Origin of the sequence: Pseudomonas sp. LPB4.O, from assembly GCF_038383825.1 — a bacterium.
Classification (GTDB): Bacteria; Pseudomonadota; Gammaproteobacteria; order Pseudomonadales; family Pseudomonadaceae; genus Aquipseudomonas; species Aquipseudomonas putida.
In genome coordinates, this window is record NZ_CP151298.1 from 850284 (window position 1) to 866579 (window position 16296).

A 16296-nucleotide genomic window follows, 5' to 3' on the forward strand; every position below is an offset into this window, starting at 1 on the left:
CGGCCCCTGCGCTACGCTCCGGGGTTCCCTCACTCCGGCCTTGCTCCCGGGAGGACCGCGCTGCAGGCCCCATCCTGGGGCCCAGCGCTTGACGGGCATCCATGCCCGTCACCTCCCTTCGCAAGGCCTGCGTTCGGCCTCCTGAAGTCGCGAAGATCAAAAGCCAGATCAAAGGCAGATCAAAGGCAGATCAAAAGCGGGAGTGAAACCTGAAATCAACGCTCATGCTGGCCCGGGAGCGGCGATAGCCGCAGCGCTATCAGCGCAATAGCGAACGGTGGTTGTTCTAAAACCTGCGAAAGAGGACAATTATCGGCTTCCCGTCACAACCAGCGACCTTGCATGGCCTTTCTTGCACTTGGTATCAACCATAAGACTGCCTCGGTAGACGTACGCGAGCGCGTGGCGTTTACCCCAGAGCAGCTGGTAGACGCCCTGCAGCAGCTCTGCCGACTGACCTCCAGCCGCGAGGCGGCGATCCTGTCGACCTGCAACCGCAGCGAGCTCTATATAGAGCAGGATCACCTGTCCGCCGACGCCGTGCTGCAATGGCTGGCCGACTATCACCGCCTCAGCCTGGACGAGCTGCGCGCCAGCGCCTACGTGCATGAAGAGCACGATGCGGTAAAGCACATGATGCGCGTAGCTTCGGGCCTGGACTCGCTGGTGCTTGGCGAGCCGCAGATCCTCGGCCAGATGAAGTCCGCCTACGCCGTGGCACGCGAGGCCGGCACCGTCGGCCCGCTGCTCGGGCGCCTGTTCCAGGCCACCTTCAGCGCTGCCAAGCAGGTGCGTACCGACACCGCCATCGGTGAAAACCCGGTATCGGTGGCGTTTGCCGCCGTCAGCCTGGCCAAGCAGATCTTCAGCGACCTGGGCCGTAGCCAGGCCTTGTTGATCGGTGCCGGCGAAACCATCACCCTGGTCGCCCGCCACCTGCATGAGCAAGGCGTGCGGCGTATCGTCGTGGCCAACCGCACCCTGGAGCGGGCCAGTATCCTGGCCGAGCAGTTCGGCGCGCATGCCGTATTGCTGGCCGACATCCCCCAGGAACTGGCCAACAGCGACATCGTCATCAGCTCCACCGCCAGCCAACTGCCAATCCTGGGCAAGGGCGCGGTCGAGAGTGCGCTGAAACAGCGCCGGCACAAGCCGATCTTCATGGTCGACATCGCCGTACCGCGCGACATCGAACCTGAAGTCGGCGAGTTGGACGACGTCTACCTGTACACTGTCGATGACTTGCACGACGTGGTGGCGGAAAACCTCAAGAGCCGCCAGGGCGCCGCCCAGGCTGCCGAAGAGCTGGTATCGGTGGGCGCCGAAGATTTCATGGTGCGCTTGCGCGAACTGGCTGCGGTGGACGTGCTCAAGGCCTATCGCCAGCAAAGCGAGCGTCTGCGCGACGAAGAACTGCAAAAGGCCCAGCGCCTGCTGGCCAACGGCGGCAACCCCGAGGACGTGCTGGCCCAACTGGCCCGGGGGCTGACCAACAAACTTCTGCATGCGCCCAGCGTGCAGTTGAAAAAGCTCTCGGCCGAGGGCCGCCTTGATGCGCTGGCCATGGCCCAGGAACTCTTTGCCCTCAACGAGGGCTCCACGGACAAATCCCCGCAATGAAAGCGTCGCTGCTGAACAAACTGGATATCCTCCAGGACCGCTTCGAAGAGCTCACCGCACTGCTCGGTGATGCCGAGGTCATTTCCGACCAGACGCGCTTTCGCGCGTATTCCCGTGAATACGCCGAGGTCGAGCCGGTCTACGCTGCTTATAAAGAGTGGTGCAAAGTCCAGGGCGACCTTGAAGGTGCCCAGGCGCTGCTCAAGGACAGCGACCCGGACCTGCGTGAAATGGCCGTGGAAGAAGTGCGTGAAGCCAAGGAGCAGCTGCTGACGCTGGAGGCGAAGCTGCAACGCATGCTGCTGCCCAAAGACCCCAACGACGGCCGCAACGTGTTCCTCGAAATCCGCGCTGGCACCGGTGGCGACGAGGCGGCGATCTTCTCCGGCGACCTGTTCCGCATGTATTCGCGCTACGCCGAAAAACGCGGCTGGCGCCTGGAGATCCTGTCCGAGAACGAAGGCGAGCACGGCGGCTACAAGGAAATCATCGCCCGTGTCGAGGGTGAGAACGTCTACGGCAAGCTCAAGTTCGAGTCCGGCGCGCACCGCGTCCAGCGCGTGCCCGAAACCGAATCCCAAGGCCGCGTGCACACCTCCGCGTGCACGGTGGCGGTGCTGCCCGAGCCGGACGAACAAGCAGCCATCGAAATCAACCCGGCCGACCTGCGCGTGGACACCTACCGTGCATCTGGCGCGGGTGGCCAGCACGTCAACAAGACCGACTCGGCGATCCGTATCACCCACTTGCCCACCGGCATCGTGGTCGAATGCCAGGAAGAGCGTTCGCAGCACAAGAACCGCGCCCGTGCCATGTCCTGGCTGTCGGCCAAGCTCAACGACATGCAGACCAGCGCAGCACAGAATGCCATTGCCAGCGAGCGCAAGCTGCTGGTGGGCTCCGGTGACCGTTCCGAGCGCATCCGCACCTACAATTATCCACAGGGCCGGGTGACCGATCACCGTATCAACCTGACCTTGTACTCGCTGGACGACATCCTCAGCGGAGGCGTGGACGCAGTGATCGAACCGCTGCTGGCCGAATACCAGGCCGATCAACTGGCTGCCCTGGGGGACTGATGACCATCATCGCCAGCTTGCTGCGCAACGCGCAGCTGCCCGAATCGCCCACCGAGCGGCTGGATGCCGAACTGCTGCTGGCTGCTGCCATCGGCAAATCGCGCAGCTACCTGCACACCTGGCCCGAGCGAATTGTCAGCAGCGAAGATGCCCAGACCTACGCCGATTACCTGCAGCGCCGCCGTGGCGGCGAGCCGGTCGCCTACATCCTCGGGCAGCAGGGCTTCTGGAAGATCGACCTGGAAGTGGCGCCGCATACCCTGATCCCGCGGCCGGATACCGAACTGTTGGTCGAGACGGCCCTCGAGCTGCAACCTGCCTCGCCAGCCAAGGTCCTCGACCTGGGCACCGGTACCGGTGCAATTGCCCTGGCCCTGGCCAGCGATCGCCCGGCCTGGCAGGTAACTGCGGTTGACCGGGTGGAGAAGGCCGCTGCCTTGGCCGAGCGCAACCGCCAGCGCCTGGGCCTGGGCAACGCCCAGGTGCGGGTAAGCCACTGGTTCGACAGCCTGGCCGGCGAGCGTTTCGACCTGATTGTCAGCAACCCGCCCTACATTGCCGCCGCAGACCCGCACCTGGTGGCCGGTGACGTGCGCTTCGAGCCCAGCAGTGCGCTGGTGGCCGGTGCCGATGGCCTGGACGACCTACGCGTGATTGCCGCCCAGGCCCCCGCGCACCTGTTGCCGGGTGGCTGGTTGCTGCTGGAGCATGGTTACGACCAGGCAGCGGCAGTACGCGCCTTGCTGGCTGAGCAAGGTTTTATCGAGGTTGCCAGCCGCACGGACCTGGGCGGCCATGAACGCATTACCCTGGGGCGCCTGCCATGCTGAGTGATGAGGAACTGTTGCGTTACAGCCGGCAGGTATTGCTGGCCCAGATCGACATCGACGGCCAGTTGCGGCTCAAGCAGAGCAAGGCCCTGATCGTCGGGCTCGGCGGCCTGGGCTCGCCGGTTGCGCTGTACCTGGCTGCCGCCGGGGTCGGTGAGCTGCACCTGGCCGACTTCGACACCGTCGACCTGACCAACCTGCAACGCCAGGTGATTCACGACAGTGCCAGCGTCGGCATGAGCAAGGTCGATTCGGCCTTGCAACGCTTGCAGGCAATCAACCCGGAGATCGGCCTGGTCGCCCATCGCCAGGCCCTGGATGAAGACTCGCTCGCTGCTGCTGTGGCGGCGGTCGACCTGGTGCTGGATTGCTCCGACAATTTCGCTACCCGTGAAGCGGTCAACGCTGCCTGTGTGGCTGCTTGCAAACCGCTGGTAAGCGGCGCGGCGATCCGCCTGGAAGGGCAGCTGTCGGTGTTCGACCCTCGGCGCGACTACAGCCCCTGCTACCACTGTCTGTATGGGCATGGCAGTGAAGATGAGCTGACCTGCAGCGAAGCGGGCGTTATCGGGCCGCTGGTGGGCCTGGTGGGCAGCCTGCAGGCGCTGGAGGCGATGAAGCTGCTGGCCGGGTTCGGCGAGCCGCTGGTTGGCCGCCTGCTGTTGATCGATGCCCTCGGCACCCGCATTCGCGAGTTGCGGGTCAAGCGTGACCCGGCCTGTACTGTTTGCGGCAAGCGCGATGGCTGAGCGCTCGGCGCCGGTCGGCGTGATGGACTCGGGGGTCGGCGGTTTGTCGGTGCTCGCCGAGATCCAGCGCCTGCTGCCCAACGAGACGCTGTTGTACGTGGCCGACTGTGGCCATGTGCCTTATGGCGAGAAGTCGCCAGACTACATCCGTGGACGCTGCCGGCGTATTGCCGCGTTCTTCCATGCACAAGGCGCCAAGGCCATGGTACTGGCGTGCAACACCGCCACGGTAGCGGCGGTGGCTGACTTGCGCGAGTTGTACCCGACCTGGCCGCTGGTGGGCATGGAACCCGCCGTGAAGCCTGCGGCGGCGGCTACCCGCTCGGGCGTGGTCGGTGTGCTGGCCACTACCGGTACCCTGCAGAGCGCCAAATTCGCCGCTTTGCTCGACCGCTTCGCCAACGACGTACAGGTCATCACCCAGCCTTGCCCGGGGCTGGTCGAGCTGATCGAAACCGGCGACCTGACCAGCCTGGCGCTGCGCCAGATGCTGCTTGGCTATGTGCAGCCGTTGCTGGCCGCCGGCTGCGACACGCTGATCCTCGGTTGCACCCATTACCCGTTCCTGCGCCCGTTACTGGCCGACCTGGTGCCAGCGGACGTGGCTATCATCGACACCGGCGCCGCTGTGGCGCGCCAACTGCAGCGGCTGCTGGGTGCCAATGATCTGTTGGCCGAAGGCCCGGCCGGCGATGCCCGCTTCTGGACCAGTGCTGATCCAGAAAATCTCAGAAAAATCCTACCTGTGCTGTGGCGTAAGTCCGACGATGTGCAAAGCTTTGCGTTGTGAAAAAAACGTGAAAGACAGCTGAACTATCGTTCCACTTCCGCTTTCTACCGCTTGCCTGCTTGAGGCGGACACTAATAACAGCATCAGGAAGAAGGATGTTTCTTATGAGGAAACTGCTTGGCTTGGCGGCGGCTGCTGCCTTTACATTGGGGCAAGCGATGTCGGCACAGGCTGCCGACGTTTCGTTTTCGGTAGGGCAGACCGGTGACTCGACCATGGTCTACCGATTAGGGCTGCAATCGAACTGGGATGCGAGCTGGTGGCAGACCAGCGTTGGTCGGCTGACTGGTTATTGGGATGGGGCCTACACCTATTGGGATGGTGACGAGACGGCGAGCAACCATAGCCTGTCGTTCGCGCCAGTCTTCGTCTATGAATTTGCCGGGGAGTCGGTGAAGCCCTACATCGAGGCTGGGATTGGTGTAGCGGCGTTTTCCAGCACCGAGCTGGAAAGCAATGAGCTAGGCTCGGCGTTCCAGTTCGAGGACCGCATCGGCTTCGGTTTGCGCTTTGCCGGCGGGCATGAGATTGGGGTGCGGGCGATCCACTACTCCAACGCGGGTATCAAACAGCCCAACGATGGTGTGGAGAGCTACAGCCTCCATTACCGCATGGCGCTCTGAATTCACCTGCGCCGGCGTCTTCGCGGCGGTTCGACGCTTCGATGAACCCGCTTCTACAGGGATACCGCAGCATTCAAGATCTGGGTATTCCTGTGGGAGCGGGCGCGCCCGCGAAGAAGCTAACCCTGTTTTCAGGTATTAGCGCGTCAACGGCCACAGGCTACTGACGTCCAGGGTTTCCAGGATCAGTTCCGGTTCTCCCTGCGGCCACCGACGCAACAACGCTTCAGCGACACCCTGCGGCGTCCACTCCTCCGGTATCGCCTGCACCGACGTCACCGGCACCTTCAGCGACTGTGGCGCCACTACAGTCAGCCCGATGCCCAGCTCCTTCAGAGGCTTGCGTTGCTCACGCATCCATTGCGGCAGGTTGTTCCAGCCCGCAATGACCTGTGTCGGTGCATACAGCTGCAACGCTGAATACCGGTTGAACAACGCCATCACCTGCGGCGAATCGCCCTTCGCCAGCAAAGGCAGCGCTTTGCTCAGGCACAGCTCACCTGCCAGCTGGTTGGTACTGCCTATCGCCTCGAACAGTTCGCTGTCTGCTACATCGGCCGGCAGGTAATCACTGGTACCCGCATTGATGATCAAGCCATCCAGCGAGCACCAGGCATGGCATATCTGCTGGCAGGCATCGGCTGCGTCGGGTTCGGCATGCAGCTGCCATGGCAGGCGCAAAAAACGCCGACCATGTTGTGCTGCCAACCTATTCAATTCATCGCTTTCCTTTGCACTGGCGGCAACGCGATGGCCCTGTTCGAGCAAGCGTTCCACCAAAGCCAGACCTAGTCCATTGCTGGCGCCCGTGACCCAAAAACTTCGTGAGTCATTCAAGACGTTGTCCTCTAATACTGCCGGCGTGGAAGGGCCTTGAAGGCTTCCAGTGCACGCAGGCGACTGCTGCCGAGATCGACCACAGGACTGTGATACAAATTATTAGCAAATAAATCCCTGCATTTCATCGGTTCATGGATATTTTTCTCGCTTATGTCACGTAACTCCGGCAGCCAGTGCCGAATGAAATGCCCTTGAGGGTCGAAACGTTGAGACTGTGAAATCGGGTTGAAGATACGGAAATAGGGCACTGCGTCTGTGCCGGTGGATGCACTCCACTGCCAGCCGCCATTGTTGGCAGCCAGGTCACCGTCTATCAGGTGGCGCATGAAGTGCCGCTCGCCCTTGCGCCAGTCGATCAGCAGGTTCTTGCTGAGGAACATCGCCACGACCATGCGCAGGCGGTTGTGCATCCACCCGGTATCCAGCAGCTGGCGCATGGCGGCGTCGATGATCGGGAAGCCGGTGCGGCCTTGTTCCCAGGCCTCCAGGTCTGCCGGGGCGTCACGCCAGGGCAAGGCTTCGGTCTGGGCGCGGAAGGCGCGATGGCGTGAGACCTGTGGATAACCGCTCAGGATGTGCTTGTAGAATTCGCGCCACAGCAGTTCGTTGATCCAGGTTTGTACGCCCGTACTGCCACTGTCGAACTCGCCTCGGTTGCTGGCCAGTGCGCCGTGCAGGCACTGTCGGGGCGAGATCACGCCGGCGGCCAGGTAAGTCGAAAGCTGGCTGGTACCGGGCTTGGCAGGCAGGTCACGCTGAAGCTGGTAGTCGTCGATGGCTTCGTCAAGGAAGCGGGACAGCCGCCCCTGCGCCTCGGCTTCACCCGCCGGCCAATGGTCACGCAAGGCGCGCGTGGGTGTTTCAAAACCGTCCACGTGTTGCGGAACCGGGTCGGCAGGGATGTGCAGCGGTGCCTGGCGCTTAACCCGGTGGGCCAGGGCAGGCAGGCTGCGGTGCAGGTGCTCCAGGCAGGTTTTCTTGAACTGGCTGAAAACCTGGAAGTAGTCACCACTGCGGGTCAGGATGGTGCCCGGGCGGAAAAACAGCTGGTCGAGGTGGCTGTGGGCCTGAATGCCCGACTTTTCCAGCAGGGCACGGGTGGCATCGTCACGGCGCTGCTCGTTGATGCCGTACTCTTCGTTCCAGTGGGCGCTTGCCACCTGATGTTGGCGGCATACCTCAAGCACGGCTTGTGGTGCCTGGTCCCAGGTGTCGATCTTGCGGATCAGCAGGGGGATATTCAGGCCTTCCAGCGACTGGCGCAGGTCGCGCAGGTTGCGCAGCCAGAAATCGACTTTGCAGGCGGCATCATCATGGGCTTGCCATTGCCCGGGGCTGACCAGCCACAGGGCAATGGTCGGCCCGCGCTCGGTGGCGGCGCTGAGTGCGGTGTTGTCATTGATGCGCAGGTCGCTGCGCAGCCAGGTCAGGTGCATGGGGCATTCATCTCTACAGGGTGGCCGCTTTGGGCTTGAAGCAAGCGCAGTGCCACCTGCGGGGTTTCGAACAAGGCGAGGTTGGGGAGCTCGAGGGCAAGCAGCTGATTTTCATGCAGCAACAGCATCGGGCCGCCGGCCAGGATTGTCATGGGCAGGTTGTGCAGGGTGCGTTGCAGTGCCTTGCCATCGATGCGGGGCCCCAGGTGCAGGAGCACGGCGCGGGGGTTGAGTGTGCTGACCGCGCGTTGCAGGTGCGGGCCTGCAACGGGGTTTTCCAGTACTTCGACTGGGAACCCGTTGCTGGTGAACAGCCAGGCGCATAGCCATAAACCGGCGCTGAAGGCACGTTCACTGTCTTCCACCAGCAACACCGCAGGGCCCTGCAATAACTGGTTGTCATGGTAGACGCGGGCACCAAGCTTGCTGCGAAGCCAGCTGTGGAAAAACGCCTGTTCCAGCTGCGCATTGAAGTAATTGCACCACCGCAGGTCGAGGAGGTCGAGCAGCGGCAGCAGCAGTTGTTCGCACAGGGTAACGGCCGGGTACAGGGCCATGGCCTGGTTAAGCTGTTGGTCAAGGGCGCGCTGTGAAAGGTTGGCAATGGCCTCGATCAGCTGGAACTGCCGGGCCTGCCAGTCACCCTTGGGCGGCGTGCTGGACGGCTTGTCGAGCAGCTCGCTCACTTGGCCGACCGATGCCCCACGCTGCAACCAGCCAAGGATTGCCTCGACCCGCTCGACCTGTTCCTGCGGGTACAGGCGATGCCCCTTGGCGGTGCGCTGGGGCTTGAGCAGGCCATACCGGCGTTCCCAGGCGCGCAGGGTGACCGGGTTGACGCCGGTGCGGCGGGCCAGTTCGCCGATGGGCAGCAAGTCCTCAGACCGCATTGCGCAAGCCCAGGCTCTCGGGGTGCGGCTGCAGGTAGGCTTGCTGCTGCAGATAGGAGTCGGGGTGCTTGCGCAAATGGTGCTTGAGCAGGGTCAGCGGCACCACAAGTGGCACCACGCCTTGTTGGTACTGACTGATGAGTGTCTGCAACTCGGCCTTGTCCTGTTGCGTCAGGCTGTCCTTGAAATAGCCGCTGAGGTGCTGCAGCACATTGCAGTGGGTGCCGCGGCTGGCGCAGCGGCGCAGGGCCTGCATCAGCTGGCTGAAGTAGCGTGGGCCGATGCTGTGTGGGTCGTCATCCTTGCTCATGCTGCCCAGCAGGCGGCCCAAGGTTCGATAGGCCTGGGGGTTGTTGGCCATCACCAGGTATTTGTAACGCGAATGAAAGCGGACCAGGCTGCCACGGCTAAGGCCCTCGGCAAGCAGGCGCTGCCAGTCGGCGTAGGCATACACGCGGCTGATGAAGTTCTCGCGCAGCACGGGGTCATGCAGGCGGCCTTCTTCTTCTACTGGCAGGTCCGGGCGTTGAGCGCAGAAAGCCTGGGCGTAAACGCCGCGCCCACCGTGGAGGGCCGGATGGCCGTTGTCCTGATACACCTTGACCCGCTCCAGGCCACAGGAAGGCGACTTCTGCATGAAGATATAGCCGCAGATATCGTCGAGCTCGGCGGCCATCTGCTCGCCATAGCTGCGTAGCGGGCCGGTCAGGTCCATACCAGGGTTGCGGGTGCCGACCACTATCGGTCGTTCCGGATTGCCCACCAGGCGGATCGGGTCGCGCGGTATGCCCAGGCCGATGGCGACTTCCGGGCACACCGGTAACCAATCGAAATGGGCATCCAGTTGCGTACGGCACAGGTCCGAGGCTTTGTGGCCGCCGTTGTAACGCACGCTATGCCCGGTCAGGCAGGCGCTGATAGCGATACGCGGCTTGCTGTGGGCGGAAGGGTCGTGCATGGCTGCCTCCGGTAAACCTGTACGAGTCTAAAATTTTGTACAAGTTTATTCCAGCACAGCCGGGGAGTTATGCAAACTAGAATTTGTGTATAACGCTACATCACTCCAAGTGTTCGAGCAGCCGCCGCGCCGCTTCCTGGCCGCTGAGCCAGGCGCCTTCTACGCGCCCGGACAGGCACCAGTCGCCGCAGGCGTACAAGCCTTGGTCAGCATCGGCCAGTGCGCCCCACTCATGATTGCTGCTGGGGCGCGCATACAGCCAGCGGTGGGCCAGGGCGAAGGTGGGCGCCGGTACCACGCAGCCGACCAGCTCGGCGAACTCGCCCCACAGCTGTTCGATCACTTGCTCCTTGGGCAGGTCGATGTGCTGCCGGCTCCAGTCGGAGGTCGCGTGCAGCACCCAGGTATCGAGTTGCTCGTCGCGGCCGGGCTTGCTGCGGTTACGGGCCAGCCAGTCAAGCGGGTTGTCCTGCACGAAGCAGCCTTGCATCGGGGTGTCCAAAGGTGTCTGGAAGGCCAGCGCGACAGCCCAGACAGGTTCCATTTGCACGCCCGCAGCCACGGCGGCCAGTTTCGGGGTGGAGGCTAGCAGTGGCGTGGCCTGCGGTGCCGGCACGGCGATCACCACGCGGCTGTAAGGACCATGGCTGCAGCCTTCGGTATCTTGCAGGTGCCAGTACTGCTTGCCACGGAACACTTCGGCGATACGGCAGCCGAAGTTCACCGTCACATCCTTGAGCAGGCCACGGGTGATGGCGCTCATACGTGGTACGCCTACCCAGCGGGTCTGTTCGTCAGGGGAGGGGGTGAGCTCGCCATCACGGTAGTTGTACAGCTGTGGCTTCCACTGCTCGGCCCAGCCGGCGGCAACCCAGTGTTGCACCTGCTCGACGAAGCGCCGGTCACGGGCAGTGAAATACTGGGCGCCGAGGTCTAGCGCGCCGGCCTCGCTGCGCTTGCTGGCCATGCGTCCACCACTGCCGTGGCCTTTGTCGAACAGATGCACGGATTGCCCGGCTTTTTGCAACGCCTGGGCGGCTGACAAGCCGGCGATACCGGCCCCGATGATGGCAATAGGTACTGTCATGATGGCCTCTTCAAACCTTGCTGTTAGCAGACTACGCTGTCAGGCAAACCTGTACAATCCAGAAATTCTGTATAAGGTTATTCCGCTTTGGCGGTCAGGTTGGCCTATGTTTATCCGAGAGCGTCGGGTCAAAAAAGTGCCTTGATGTTAAAAATAGACCACCGCCGCACTCTGCGAGGACACAGCCATGCATATATTGCTGACAGGTGGCACCGGTTTGATTGGCAAGCATCTTTGCCAGTACTGGCTTGGCCAGGGGCATCGGCTTACGGTTTGGAGCCGGCGACCTGAACAGGTGGCAAAAATATGTGGTAGTGGCGTACGTGGCATCGCCCGCCTGGAGCAACTGGAGGCGGACGATCACCTTGATGCGGTGGTCAACCTGGCCGGTGCGCCGATTGCCGATCGGCCCTGGACGGCTGCCCGACGCAACCTGCTGTGGGCCAGCCGGGTCACCCTGACCGAGCAATTGCTGGCCTGGTTGGGCACCCGTGAGCAACGCCCGCACGTGCTGATCTCCGGCTCTGCGGTGGGCTGGTACGGTGACGGTGGCGAACGCGAACTGACCGAGGCTTCGCCACCGGTGCGCGAAGATTTCGCCAGCCAGTTGTGCATTGCCTGGGAAGAGACGGCCCAGCGCTCCCAGGCTCAGGGTATCCGCGTGGTACTGGTGCGCACCGGGCTGGTGCTGGCCAGCGATGGCGGCTTTTTGTCGCGCCTGCGCGTGCCCTTCAAGCTGGGGCTGGGCGGGCCATTGGGCAATGGCCGGCAGTGGATGCCGTGGGTCCATATAGACGACCAGGTCGCCCTGATTGATTTTCTCTTGCAGCACAACGATGCCAGCGGTCCTTATAATGCCTGCGCCCCGGAGCCGGTGCGCAACCGCGAGTTCGCAAGGCGCCTGGGCCGGGCCCTGCATCGGCCAGCGCTGCTGCCAGTGCCGGCACTGTTGCTCAAGGCTGGCCTGGGCGAGATGTCGACCTTGCTGCTGGGCGGGCAGCGGACACGCCCGGTACGCTTGCTGGCGGCTGGCTTCACTTTCCGCTTCAACGATCTGCAATCGGCCCTGGACAACCTGTCCAGCCGCCTCTGACATAGGACGCTGCATGACCGATCACGCCCTGCTGCTGGTCAACCTGGGTTCCCCGGCTTCCACCTCGGTGGCCGATGTGCGCCGCTACCTCAACCAGTTCCTCATGGACCCGTACGTGGTCGACTTGCCTTGGCCGGTGCGGCGCCTGTTGGTGTCGCTGATCCTGGTCAAGCGCCCGGAGCAGTCGGCGCATGCCTATGGCTCGATCTGGTGGGAGGAGGGATCGCCGCTGGTGGTGCTGACCCGTCGTCTGCAGTCAGCAATGGTGGAGCACTGGCCCCATGGGCCGGTGGAAATCGCCATGCGCTATGGCCAGCCAGCCTTGCCCCAAGTGCTGGAACGCCTGGCAGCCCAAGGCGTGCGCAAGGTGACCTTGGCGCCGCTTTATCCACAGTTCGCCGACAGTACCGTGACCACTGTGGTCGAGCTGGCTAAACAGGTGATCAACGAGCGCCAGTTGCCGTTGCAGATGCGCGTGCTGCAGCCGTTCTACGAGCACCCTGAATACATCGAGGCGCTGGCGGCCAGCGCCCGGCCTTACCTGGAGCAGGATTACGACCACCTGCTGCTGAGTTTCCATGGCTTGCCGGAGCGGCACTTGAAAAAGCTGTTTCCGAAGGGCAGCAAGCACGACCTGCGTACCGCCGATTGCTGCCACGGTGCATCCGCCGAGGTACGTGCGGTGTGTTACCGCGGGCAATGCCTGGCTACGGCCAAAGCCTTTGCGCAGAGAATGGCCATACCGGATGGCAAATGGTCGGTATCGTTCCAGTCTCGGCTGGGGCGGGACAAGTGGATCGAGCCCTACACCGAGACGCGGCTGGATGAGCTGGCCAAGGCTGGTGTGAAGAGGCTGCTGGTGATGTGCCCGGCATTTGTGGCCGATTGCATCGAGACGCTGGAAGAGATCGGCATGCGGGGCAGCGAACAGTTTGTCGAGGCCGGCGGGCGGGAGCTGGTGCTGGTGCCGTGCCTGAATGATCACCCCGAGTGGGTGAGGGTGCTGGCGGATATGTGCGAAAAGGCCTGACACTGCGGCTGCCTGTACCGGCCCTATCGCCGGCAAGCCAGCTCCCACAAGGGCATCACAGTCTCTGAAACCTGTGGTGTACCTGTGGGAGCTGGCTTGCCGGCGATAGGGCCGGCTCAGGTTAAAGCCGGATCAAGGCAACTGATCATCCAGCTTCTTGTGCTTCCAGCCATCATTGCCCGGCAGGATGAGGTTCAGGGCAATTGCCACGATGGCGCACAGGGCGATGCCCTTCAGGCCCCAGTCATCCGGGCCGTCACCGCTGCCGATCAGCACGCCGCCGATACCAAACACCAGGGTTACCGACACGATCACCAGGTTGCGCGCTTCGGCCAGGTCGATCTTGTGACGGATCATGGTGTTCATGCCCACCGCCGCGATCGAACCGAACAGCAGGCACAGAATCCCGCCCATCACGGGTACCGGGATGCTTTGCAGCAGTGCGCCGAACTTGCCGATGAACGCCAAAGTAATGGCGAAGACCGCCGCCCAGGTCATGATTTTCGGGTTGTAGTTCTTGGTCAGCATCACCGCGCCAGTCACTTCGGCGTAGGTGGTGTTGGGCGGGCCGCCGAACAGGCCGGCTGCCGTGGTGGCCAGGCCGTCACCCAGCAAGGTGCGGTGCAGGCCAGGCTTTTTCAGGTAGTCACGGCCGGTCACGCTACCGACCGCAATCACCCCGCCAATGTGCTCGATCGCCGGTGCCAGGGCAACCGGGACGATAAACAGGATGGCCTGCCAGTTGAATGCTGGTGCGGTGAAGTTAGGGATTTCCAGCCACGGTGCAGCGGCGATCTTCGCCGTGTCGACCACGCCAAAGGCGAAGGCCAGGGCAAAGCCCACCAGCACGCCGGAGATGATCGGTACCAGGCGGAAAATGCCCTTGCCGAACACGGCGACGATCAAGGTGGTCAGCAGGGCTGGCATGGAGATCAGCATGGCGGTCTTGTACGGCATCAGTGCTGCGCCGTCCCCACCTTTGCCCATCGCCATGTTGGCAGCGATCGGTGCCATGGCCAGGCCGATGGAGATGATCACCGGGCCAATCACCACAGGCGGCAGCATGCGGTCGATGAAACCGGTGCCTTTGATTTTTACCATCAGGCCCATGAAGGTGTACACGAAACCTGCAGCCATCACGCCGCCCATGGTCTCGGCCAGGCCGAACTGGCCCTTGGCGAGGATGATCGGGGTGATGAAGGCAAAGCTGGAGGCCAGGAACACCGGTACCTGGCGGCCGGTTACCAGCTGGAACAGCAGCGTGCCGATGCCGGCAGTGAACAACGCGACGTTCGGGTCGAGGCCGGTGATCAGTGGCATCAGCACCAACGCGCCAAATGCCACGAAGAGCATCTGCGCGCCCGAAACGACCTGGCGCCAGAGCGGGTCGTTGAAGCCGTCCTGCATGGTCAGGCGTCCTTTTGCTTGGTGCCGAAGATCTTGTCACCGGCATCGCCCAGGCCCGGCACGATGTAGCCGTGCTCGTTCAGGCGCTGGTCGATCGAAGCGGTGTAGATCTTCACGTCCGGGTGGGCTTTTTCCACCACTTCGATGCCTTCTGGCGCGGCGACCAGCACCATGGCGCGGATCTCTTTGCAGCCGGCCTTTTTCAGCAGGTCGATGGTGGCGACCATCGAAGCGCCGGTAGCCAGCATCGGGTCGATGATCAGGGCCAGACGCTGGTTGATGTCCGGCGCGAGCTTTTCCAGGTAGGTATGGGCTTCGAGGGTTTCTTCGTTGCGGGCAACGCCAACGGCACTGACCTTGGCACCCGGGATCAGGCTGAGCACGCCGTCAAGCATGCCGATACCCGCGCGCAGGATCGGTACCACGGTGATCTTCTTGCCGGCAATTTTTTCAACTTGCACCTTGCCACACCAGCCATCGATCTCGTAGGTTTCGAGTGGCAGGTCCTGGGTGGCTTCGTAGGTCAGTAGCGCGCCGACTTCCTGGGCGAGTTCGCGAAAATTCTTGGTGCTGATATCGGCACGGCGCATCAGGCCGAGCTTGTGGCGGATCAGCGGGTGGCGGATCTCACGAGTGGGCATAGGGGGGCTCCGAAAGGCGGGCAAAAAAACCGCGCTAGATTAATCTATTCAGCCTGTGCTGTCGTCTGGTCATTCTGGACGTTAGTCCATAAATGCTTGATCTGGGACGAGCGGATGCGTACCTTTGCCCGCTTTTCCAAAATGCACCCCCGGAGAGCGCCATGTCCGCCGATCTCGAGCACATCCGTCAAGTCATGCGTGAAGCTGACTGCCTGTACACCGAAGCCGAAGTCGAAGCGGCCATCGCCAAAGTCGGCGAGCAGATCTGCAAGGACCTGCACGACAAGAACCCGGTGGTGTTCTGCGTGATGAACGGTGGCCTTATCTTCTCCGGCAAACTGCTGACCCACCTGCAGTTCCCGCTGGAAGCTTCGTACCTGCACGCCACCCGCTACCGCAACCAGACCAGCGGCGGCGAGCTGTTCTGGAAGGCCAAGCCTGAAGTGTCGTTCATCGACCGTGACGTGCTGATCGTCGACGACATCCTTGACGAAGGCCACACCCTCAGCGCCATCATCGAGTTCTGCAAGCATGCCGGCGCGCGCTCGGTGCACACCGCTGTCCTGATCGACAAGGACCACGACCGCAAGGCCAGCCCGGACCTCAAGGCCAACTATGTGGGCCTGCCGTGTGTCGACCGCTACATCTTCGGTTACGGCATGGACTACAAAGGCTACTGGCGCAATGCCAACGGCATTTTCGCCGTCAAGGGGCTGTGACCATGCGCCAGCCTGCGTTCATCGACCAATCGCTGTTCGCCGGGCTGGCCGAAAAGGCTGCCGCCAACCCGCGTGGGCGGCAGCACCATACCTTCCATGAAATGGAAGAGCCCTGCCACCGCATGGCGGTCGGGCTGCAGCCGAGTACCTACATTCCGCCGCACCGCCACCTGAGCGCCGACAAGGCCGAGACCTTGTTAGCGCTGAAGGGGCGCTTCGGCCTGCTGATATTCGATGATCAGGGAAGGGTGACTGACAAGCGGGAGCTGCAGGCAGGCGGTGATTGCCTGGGTGTGGACTTGGCACCCGATACCTACCATGGGCTGGTGGTGCTGGAGCCGGACAGCATCTTGTTCGAATGCAAGGCCGGGCCTTACCGGCCGGTGGGCGAGGGCGAACATGCACACTGGGCGCCGCGCGAGGGGGAAGCCGGCGTGGCCGAGTACCAGGCCTGGATGCTCGCGCAGTTCGATTGAGGTTGCCTGCACCCGGCATGCTAGAGTG

The 16296-nt window shown here is 62.9% G+C and carries 17 protein-coding genes; 10 read left to right on the top strand and 7 right to left on the bottom strand.

What is annotated here, in order from left to right:
- The first annotated feature begins 342 nt into the window (after nt 1–342).
- The 6 genes from hemA to MRBLPB4O_RS03885 all read left to right on the top strand — a co-directional run bounded on the left by hemA (nt 343) and on the right by MRBLPB4O_RS03885 (nt 5691).
- Nucleotides 343–1620: a glutamyl-tRNA reductase gene (hemA, locus tag MRBLPB4O_RS03860; RefSeq protein ID WP_016501506.1), complete on the top strand. Its 1278-nt coding sequence runs from the start codon at nt 343–345 to the stop codon at nt 1618–1620.
- Complete coding sequence (gene prfA, locus MRBLPB4O_RS03865) at nt 1617–2699, top strand: peptide chain release factor 1 (RefSeq protein WP_016501505.1); 1083 nt, start codon at nt 1617–1619, stop codon at nt 2697–2699. Before hemA ends, prfA begins: the two co-directional genes overlap by 4 nt.
- A complete protein-coding gene (gene prmC, locus MRBLPB4O_RS03870) occupies nt 2699–3529 on the top strand; it encodes a peptide chain release factor N(5)-glutamine methyltransferase (RefSeq protein ID WP_341797554.1) in 831 nt (276 codons plus the stop codon). The genes prfA and prmC overlap by 1 nt, the downstream gene beginning before the upstream one ends.
- Nucleotides 3523–4278, top strand: coding sequence for a molybdopterin-synthase adenylyltransferase MoeB (locus MRBLPB4O_RS03875; RefSeq protein WP_049277203.1), 756 nt, complete (start codon nt 3523–3525; stop codon nt 4276–4278). Before prmC ends, MRBLPB4O_RS03875 begins: the two co-directional genes overlap by 7 nt.
- A complete protein-coding gene (gene murI, locus MRBLPB4O_RS03880; RefSeq protein WP_341797555.1) occupies nt 4271–5068 on the top strand; it encodes a glutamate racemase in 798 nt (265 codons plus the stop codon). Before MRBLPB4O_RS03875 ends, murI begins: the two co-directional genes overlap by 8 nt.
- A gap of 104 nt (nt 5069–5172) precedes the next feature.
- A complete protein-coding gene (locus MRBLPB4O_RS03885; RefSeq protein ID WP_063423725.1) occupies nt 5173–5691 on the top strand; it encodes an acyloxyacyl hydrolase in 519 nt (172 codons plus the stop codon).
- 138 nt (nt 5692–5829) lie between these two features.
- On the opposite strand, the gene MRBLPB4O_RS03890 is transcribed toward MRBLPB4O_RS03885, so the two are convergent.
- The 5 genes from MRBLPB4O_RS03890 to MRBLPB4O_RS03910 all read right to left on the bottom strand — a co-directional run bounded on the left by MRBLPB4O_RS03890 (nt 5830) and on the right by MRBLPB4O_RS03910 (nt 10902).
- Complete coding sequence (locus MRBLPB4O_RS03890; RefSeq protein WP_341797556.1) at nt 5830–6528, bottom strand: SDR family oxidoreductase; 699 nt, start codon at nt 6526–6528, stop codon at nt 5830–5832.
- An 11-nt stretch (nt 6529–6539) separates the two neighbouring features.
- Complete coding sequence (gene phrB, locus MRBLPB4O_RS03895) at nt 6540–7967, bottom strand: deoxyribodipyrimidine photo-lyase (RefSeq protein WP_341797557.1); 1428 nt, start codon at nt 7965–7967, stop codon at nt 6540–6542.
- Complete coding sequence (locus MRBLPB4O_RS03900; RefSeq protein WP_341797558.1) at nt 7958–8857, bottom strand: MerR family transcriptional regulator; 900 nt, start codon at nt 8855–8857, stop codon at nt 7958–7960. Before MRBLPB4O_RS03900 ends, phrB begins: the two co-directional genes overlap by 10 nt.
- On the bottom strand, nt 8847–9815 hold the full coding sequence (locus tag MRBLPB4O_RS03905; RefSeq protein WP_341797559.1) for a DUF523 and DUF1722 domain-containing protein: 969 nt from the start codon (nt 9813–9815) through the stop codon (nt 8847–8849). The genes MRBLPB4O_RS03900 and MRBLPB4O_RS03905 overlap by 11 nt, the downstream gene beginning before the upstream one ends.
- Nucleotides 9816–9915: 100 nt before the next feature.
- Nucleotides 9916–10902, bottom strand: coding sequence for an NAD(P)/FAD-dependent oxidoreductase (locus MRBLPB4O_RS03910; RefSeq protein WP_341797560.1), 987 nt, complete (start codon nt 10900–10902; stop codon nt 9916–9918).
- A gap of 187 nt (nt 10903–11089) precedes the next feature.
- Between MRBLPB4O_RS03910 and MRBLPB4O_RS03915 the strand changes: the two genes are divergently transcribed.
- Nucleotides 11090–11995 (top strand): TIGR01777 family oxidoreductase, encoded by a 906-nt coding sequence (locus MRBLPB4O_RS03915; protein WP_341797561.1) that lies wholly within the window; start codon nt 11090–11092, stop codon nt 11993–11995.
- A 13-nt stretch (nt 11996–12008) separates the two neighbouring features.
- Nucleotides 12009–13025: a ferrochelatase gene (gene hemH / locus MRBLPB4O_RS03920; RefSeq protein ID WP_341797562.1), complete on the top strand. Its 1017-nt coding sequence runs from the start codon at nt 12009–12011 to the stop codon at nt 13023–13025.
- Between the two features lie 132 nt (nt 13026–13157).
- Here hemH and MRBLPB4O_RS03925 read toward each other — a convergent pair whose 3' ends face one another.
- Nucleotides 13158–14432 (bottom strand): uracil-xanthine permease family protein, encoded by a 1275-nt coding sequence (locus MRBLPB4O_RS03925; protein ID WP_016501493.1) that lies wholly within the window; start codon nt 14430–14432, stop codon nt 13158–13160.
- Nucleotides 14433–14434: 2 nt separating this feature from the next.
- Nucleotides 14435–15073 carry a uracil phosphoribosyltransferase gene (gene upp, locus MRBLPB4O_RS03930; protein ID WP_016501492.1) on the bottom strand — a complete coding sequence of 213 codons (639 nt, stop codon included), beginning with the start codon at nt 15071–15073 and terminating at the stop codon, nt 14435–14437.
- A 161-nt stretch (nt 15074–15234) separates the two neighbouring features.
- Here upp and MRBLPB4O_RS03935 point away from each other — a divergent pair, with 161 nt between their 5' ends.
- Nucleotides 15235–15792: a hypoxanthine-guanine phosphoribosyltransferase gene (locus MRBLPB4O_RS03935; RefSeq protein WP_016501490.1), complete on the top strand. Its 558-nt coding sequence runs from the start codon at nt 15235–15237 to the stop codon at nt 15790–15792.
- Nucleotides 15793–15794: 2 nt separating this feature from the next.
- Nucleotides 15795–16268 carry a WbuC family cupin fold metalloprotein gene (locus tag MRBLPB4O_RS03940; protein WP_341797563.1) on the top strand — a complete coding sequence of 158 codons (474 nt, stop codon included), beginning with the start codon at nt 15795–15797 and terminating at the stop codon, nt 16266–16268.
- The last annotated feature ends 28 nt before the right edge of the window (nt 16269–16296 follow it).

Excerpts from the sequence above, each read along its gene's own strand:
- MRBLPB4O_RS03875 (WP_049277203.1), top strand. The coding sequence starts at position 3,523 with ATGCTGAGTGATGAGGAACTGTTGCGTTACAGCCGGCAGGTATTGCTG.
- murI (WP_341797555.1), top strand. The coding sequence starts at position 4,271 with ATGGCTGAGCGCTCGGCGCCGGTCGGCGTGATGGACTCGGGGGTCGGC.
- MRBLPB4O_RS03925 (WP_016501493.1), bottom strand. The coding sequence starts at position 14,432 with ATGCAGGACGGCTTCAACGACCCGCTCTGGCGCCAGGTCGTTTCGGGC.
- prfA (WP_016501505.1), top strand. The coding sequence starts at position 1,617 with ATGAAAGCGTCGCTGCTGAACAAACTGGATATCCTCCAGGACCGCTTC.
- MRBLPB4O_RS03885 (WP_063423725.1), top strand. The coding sequence starts at position 5,173 with ATGAGGAAACTGCTTGGCTTGGCGGCGGCTGCTGCCTTTACATTGGGG.
- MRBLPB4O_RS03915 (WP_341797561.1), top strand. The coding sequence starts at position 11,090 with ATGCATATATTGCTGACAGGTGGCACCGGTTTGATTGGCAAGCATCTT.
- hemA (WP_016501506.1), top strand. The coding sequence starts at position 343 with ATGGCCTTTCTTGCACTTGGTATCAACCATAAGACTGCCTCGGTAGAC.
- phrB (WP_341797557.1), bottom strand. The coding sequence starts at position 7,967 with ATGCACCTGACCTGGCTGCGCAGCGACCTGCGCATCAATGACAACACC.
- MRBLPB4O_RS03905 (WP_341797559.1), bottom strand. The coding sequence starts at position 9,815 with ATGCACGACCCTTCCGCCCACAGCAAGCCGCGTATCGCTATCAGCGCC.
- MRBLPB4O_RS03910 (WP_341797560.1), bottom strand. The coding sequence starts at position 10,902 with ATGACAGTACCTATTGCCATCATCGGGGCCGGTATCGCCGGCTTGTCA.
- prmC (WP_341797554.1), top strand. The coding sequence starts at position 2,699 with ATGACCATCATCGCCAGCTTGCTGCGCAACGCGCAGCTGCCCGAATCG.
- MRBLPB4O_RS03900 (WP_341797558.1), bottom strand. The coding sequence starts at position 8,857 with ATGCGGTCTGAGGACTTGCTGCCCATCGGCGAACTGGCCCGCCGCACC.
- MRBLPB4O_RS03940 (WP_341797563.1), top strand. The coding sequence starts at position 15,795 with ATGCGCCAGCCTGCGTTCATCGACCAATCGCTGTTCGCCGGGCTGGCC.
- MRBLPB4O_RS03935 (WP_016501490.1), top strand. The coding sequence starts at position 15,235 with ATGTCCGCCGATCTCGAGCACATCCGTCAAGTCATGCGTGAAGCTGAC.
- upp (WP_016501492.1), bottom strand. The coding sequence starts at position 15,073 with ATGCCCACTCGTGAGATCCGCCACCCGCTGATCCGCCACAAGCTCGGC.
- hemH (WP_341797562.1), top strand. The coding sequence starts at position 12,009 with ATGACCGATCACGCCCTGCTGCTGGTCAACCTGGGTTCCCCGGCTTCC.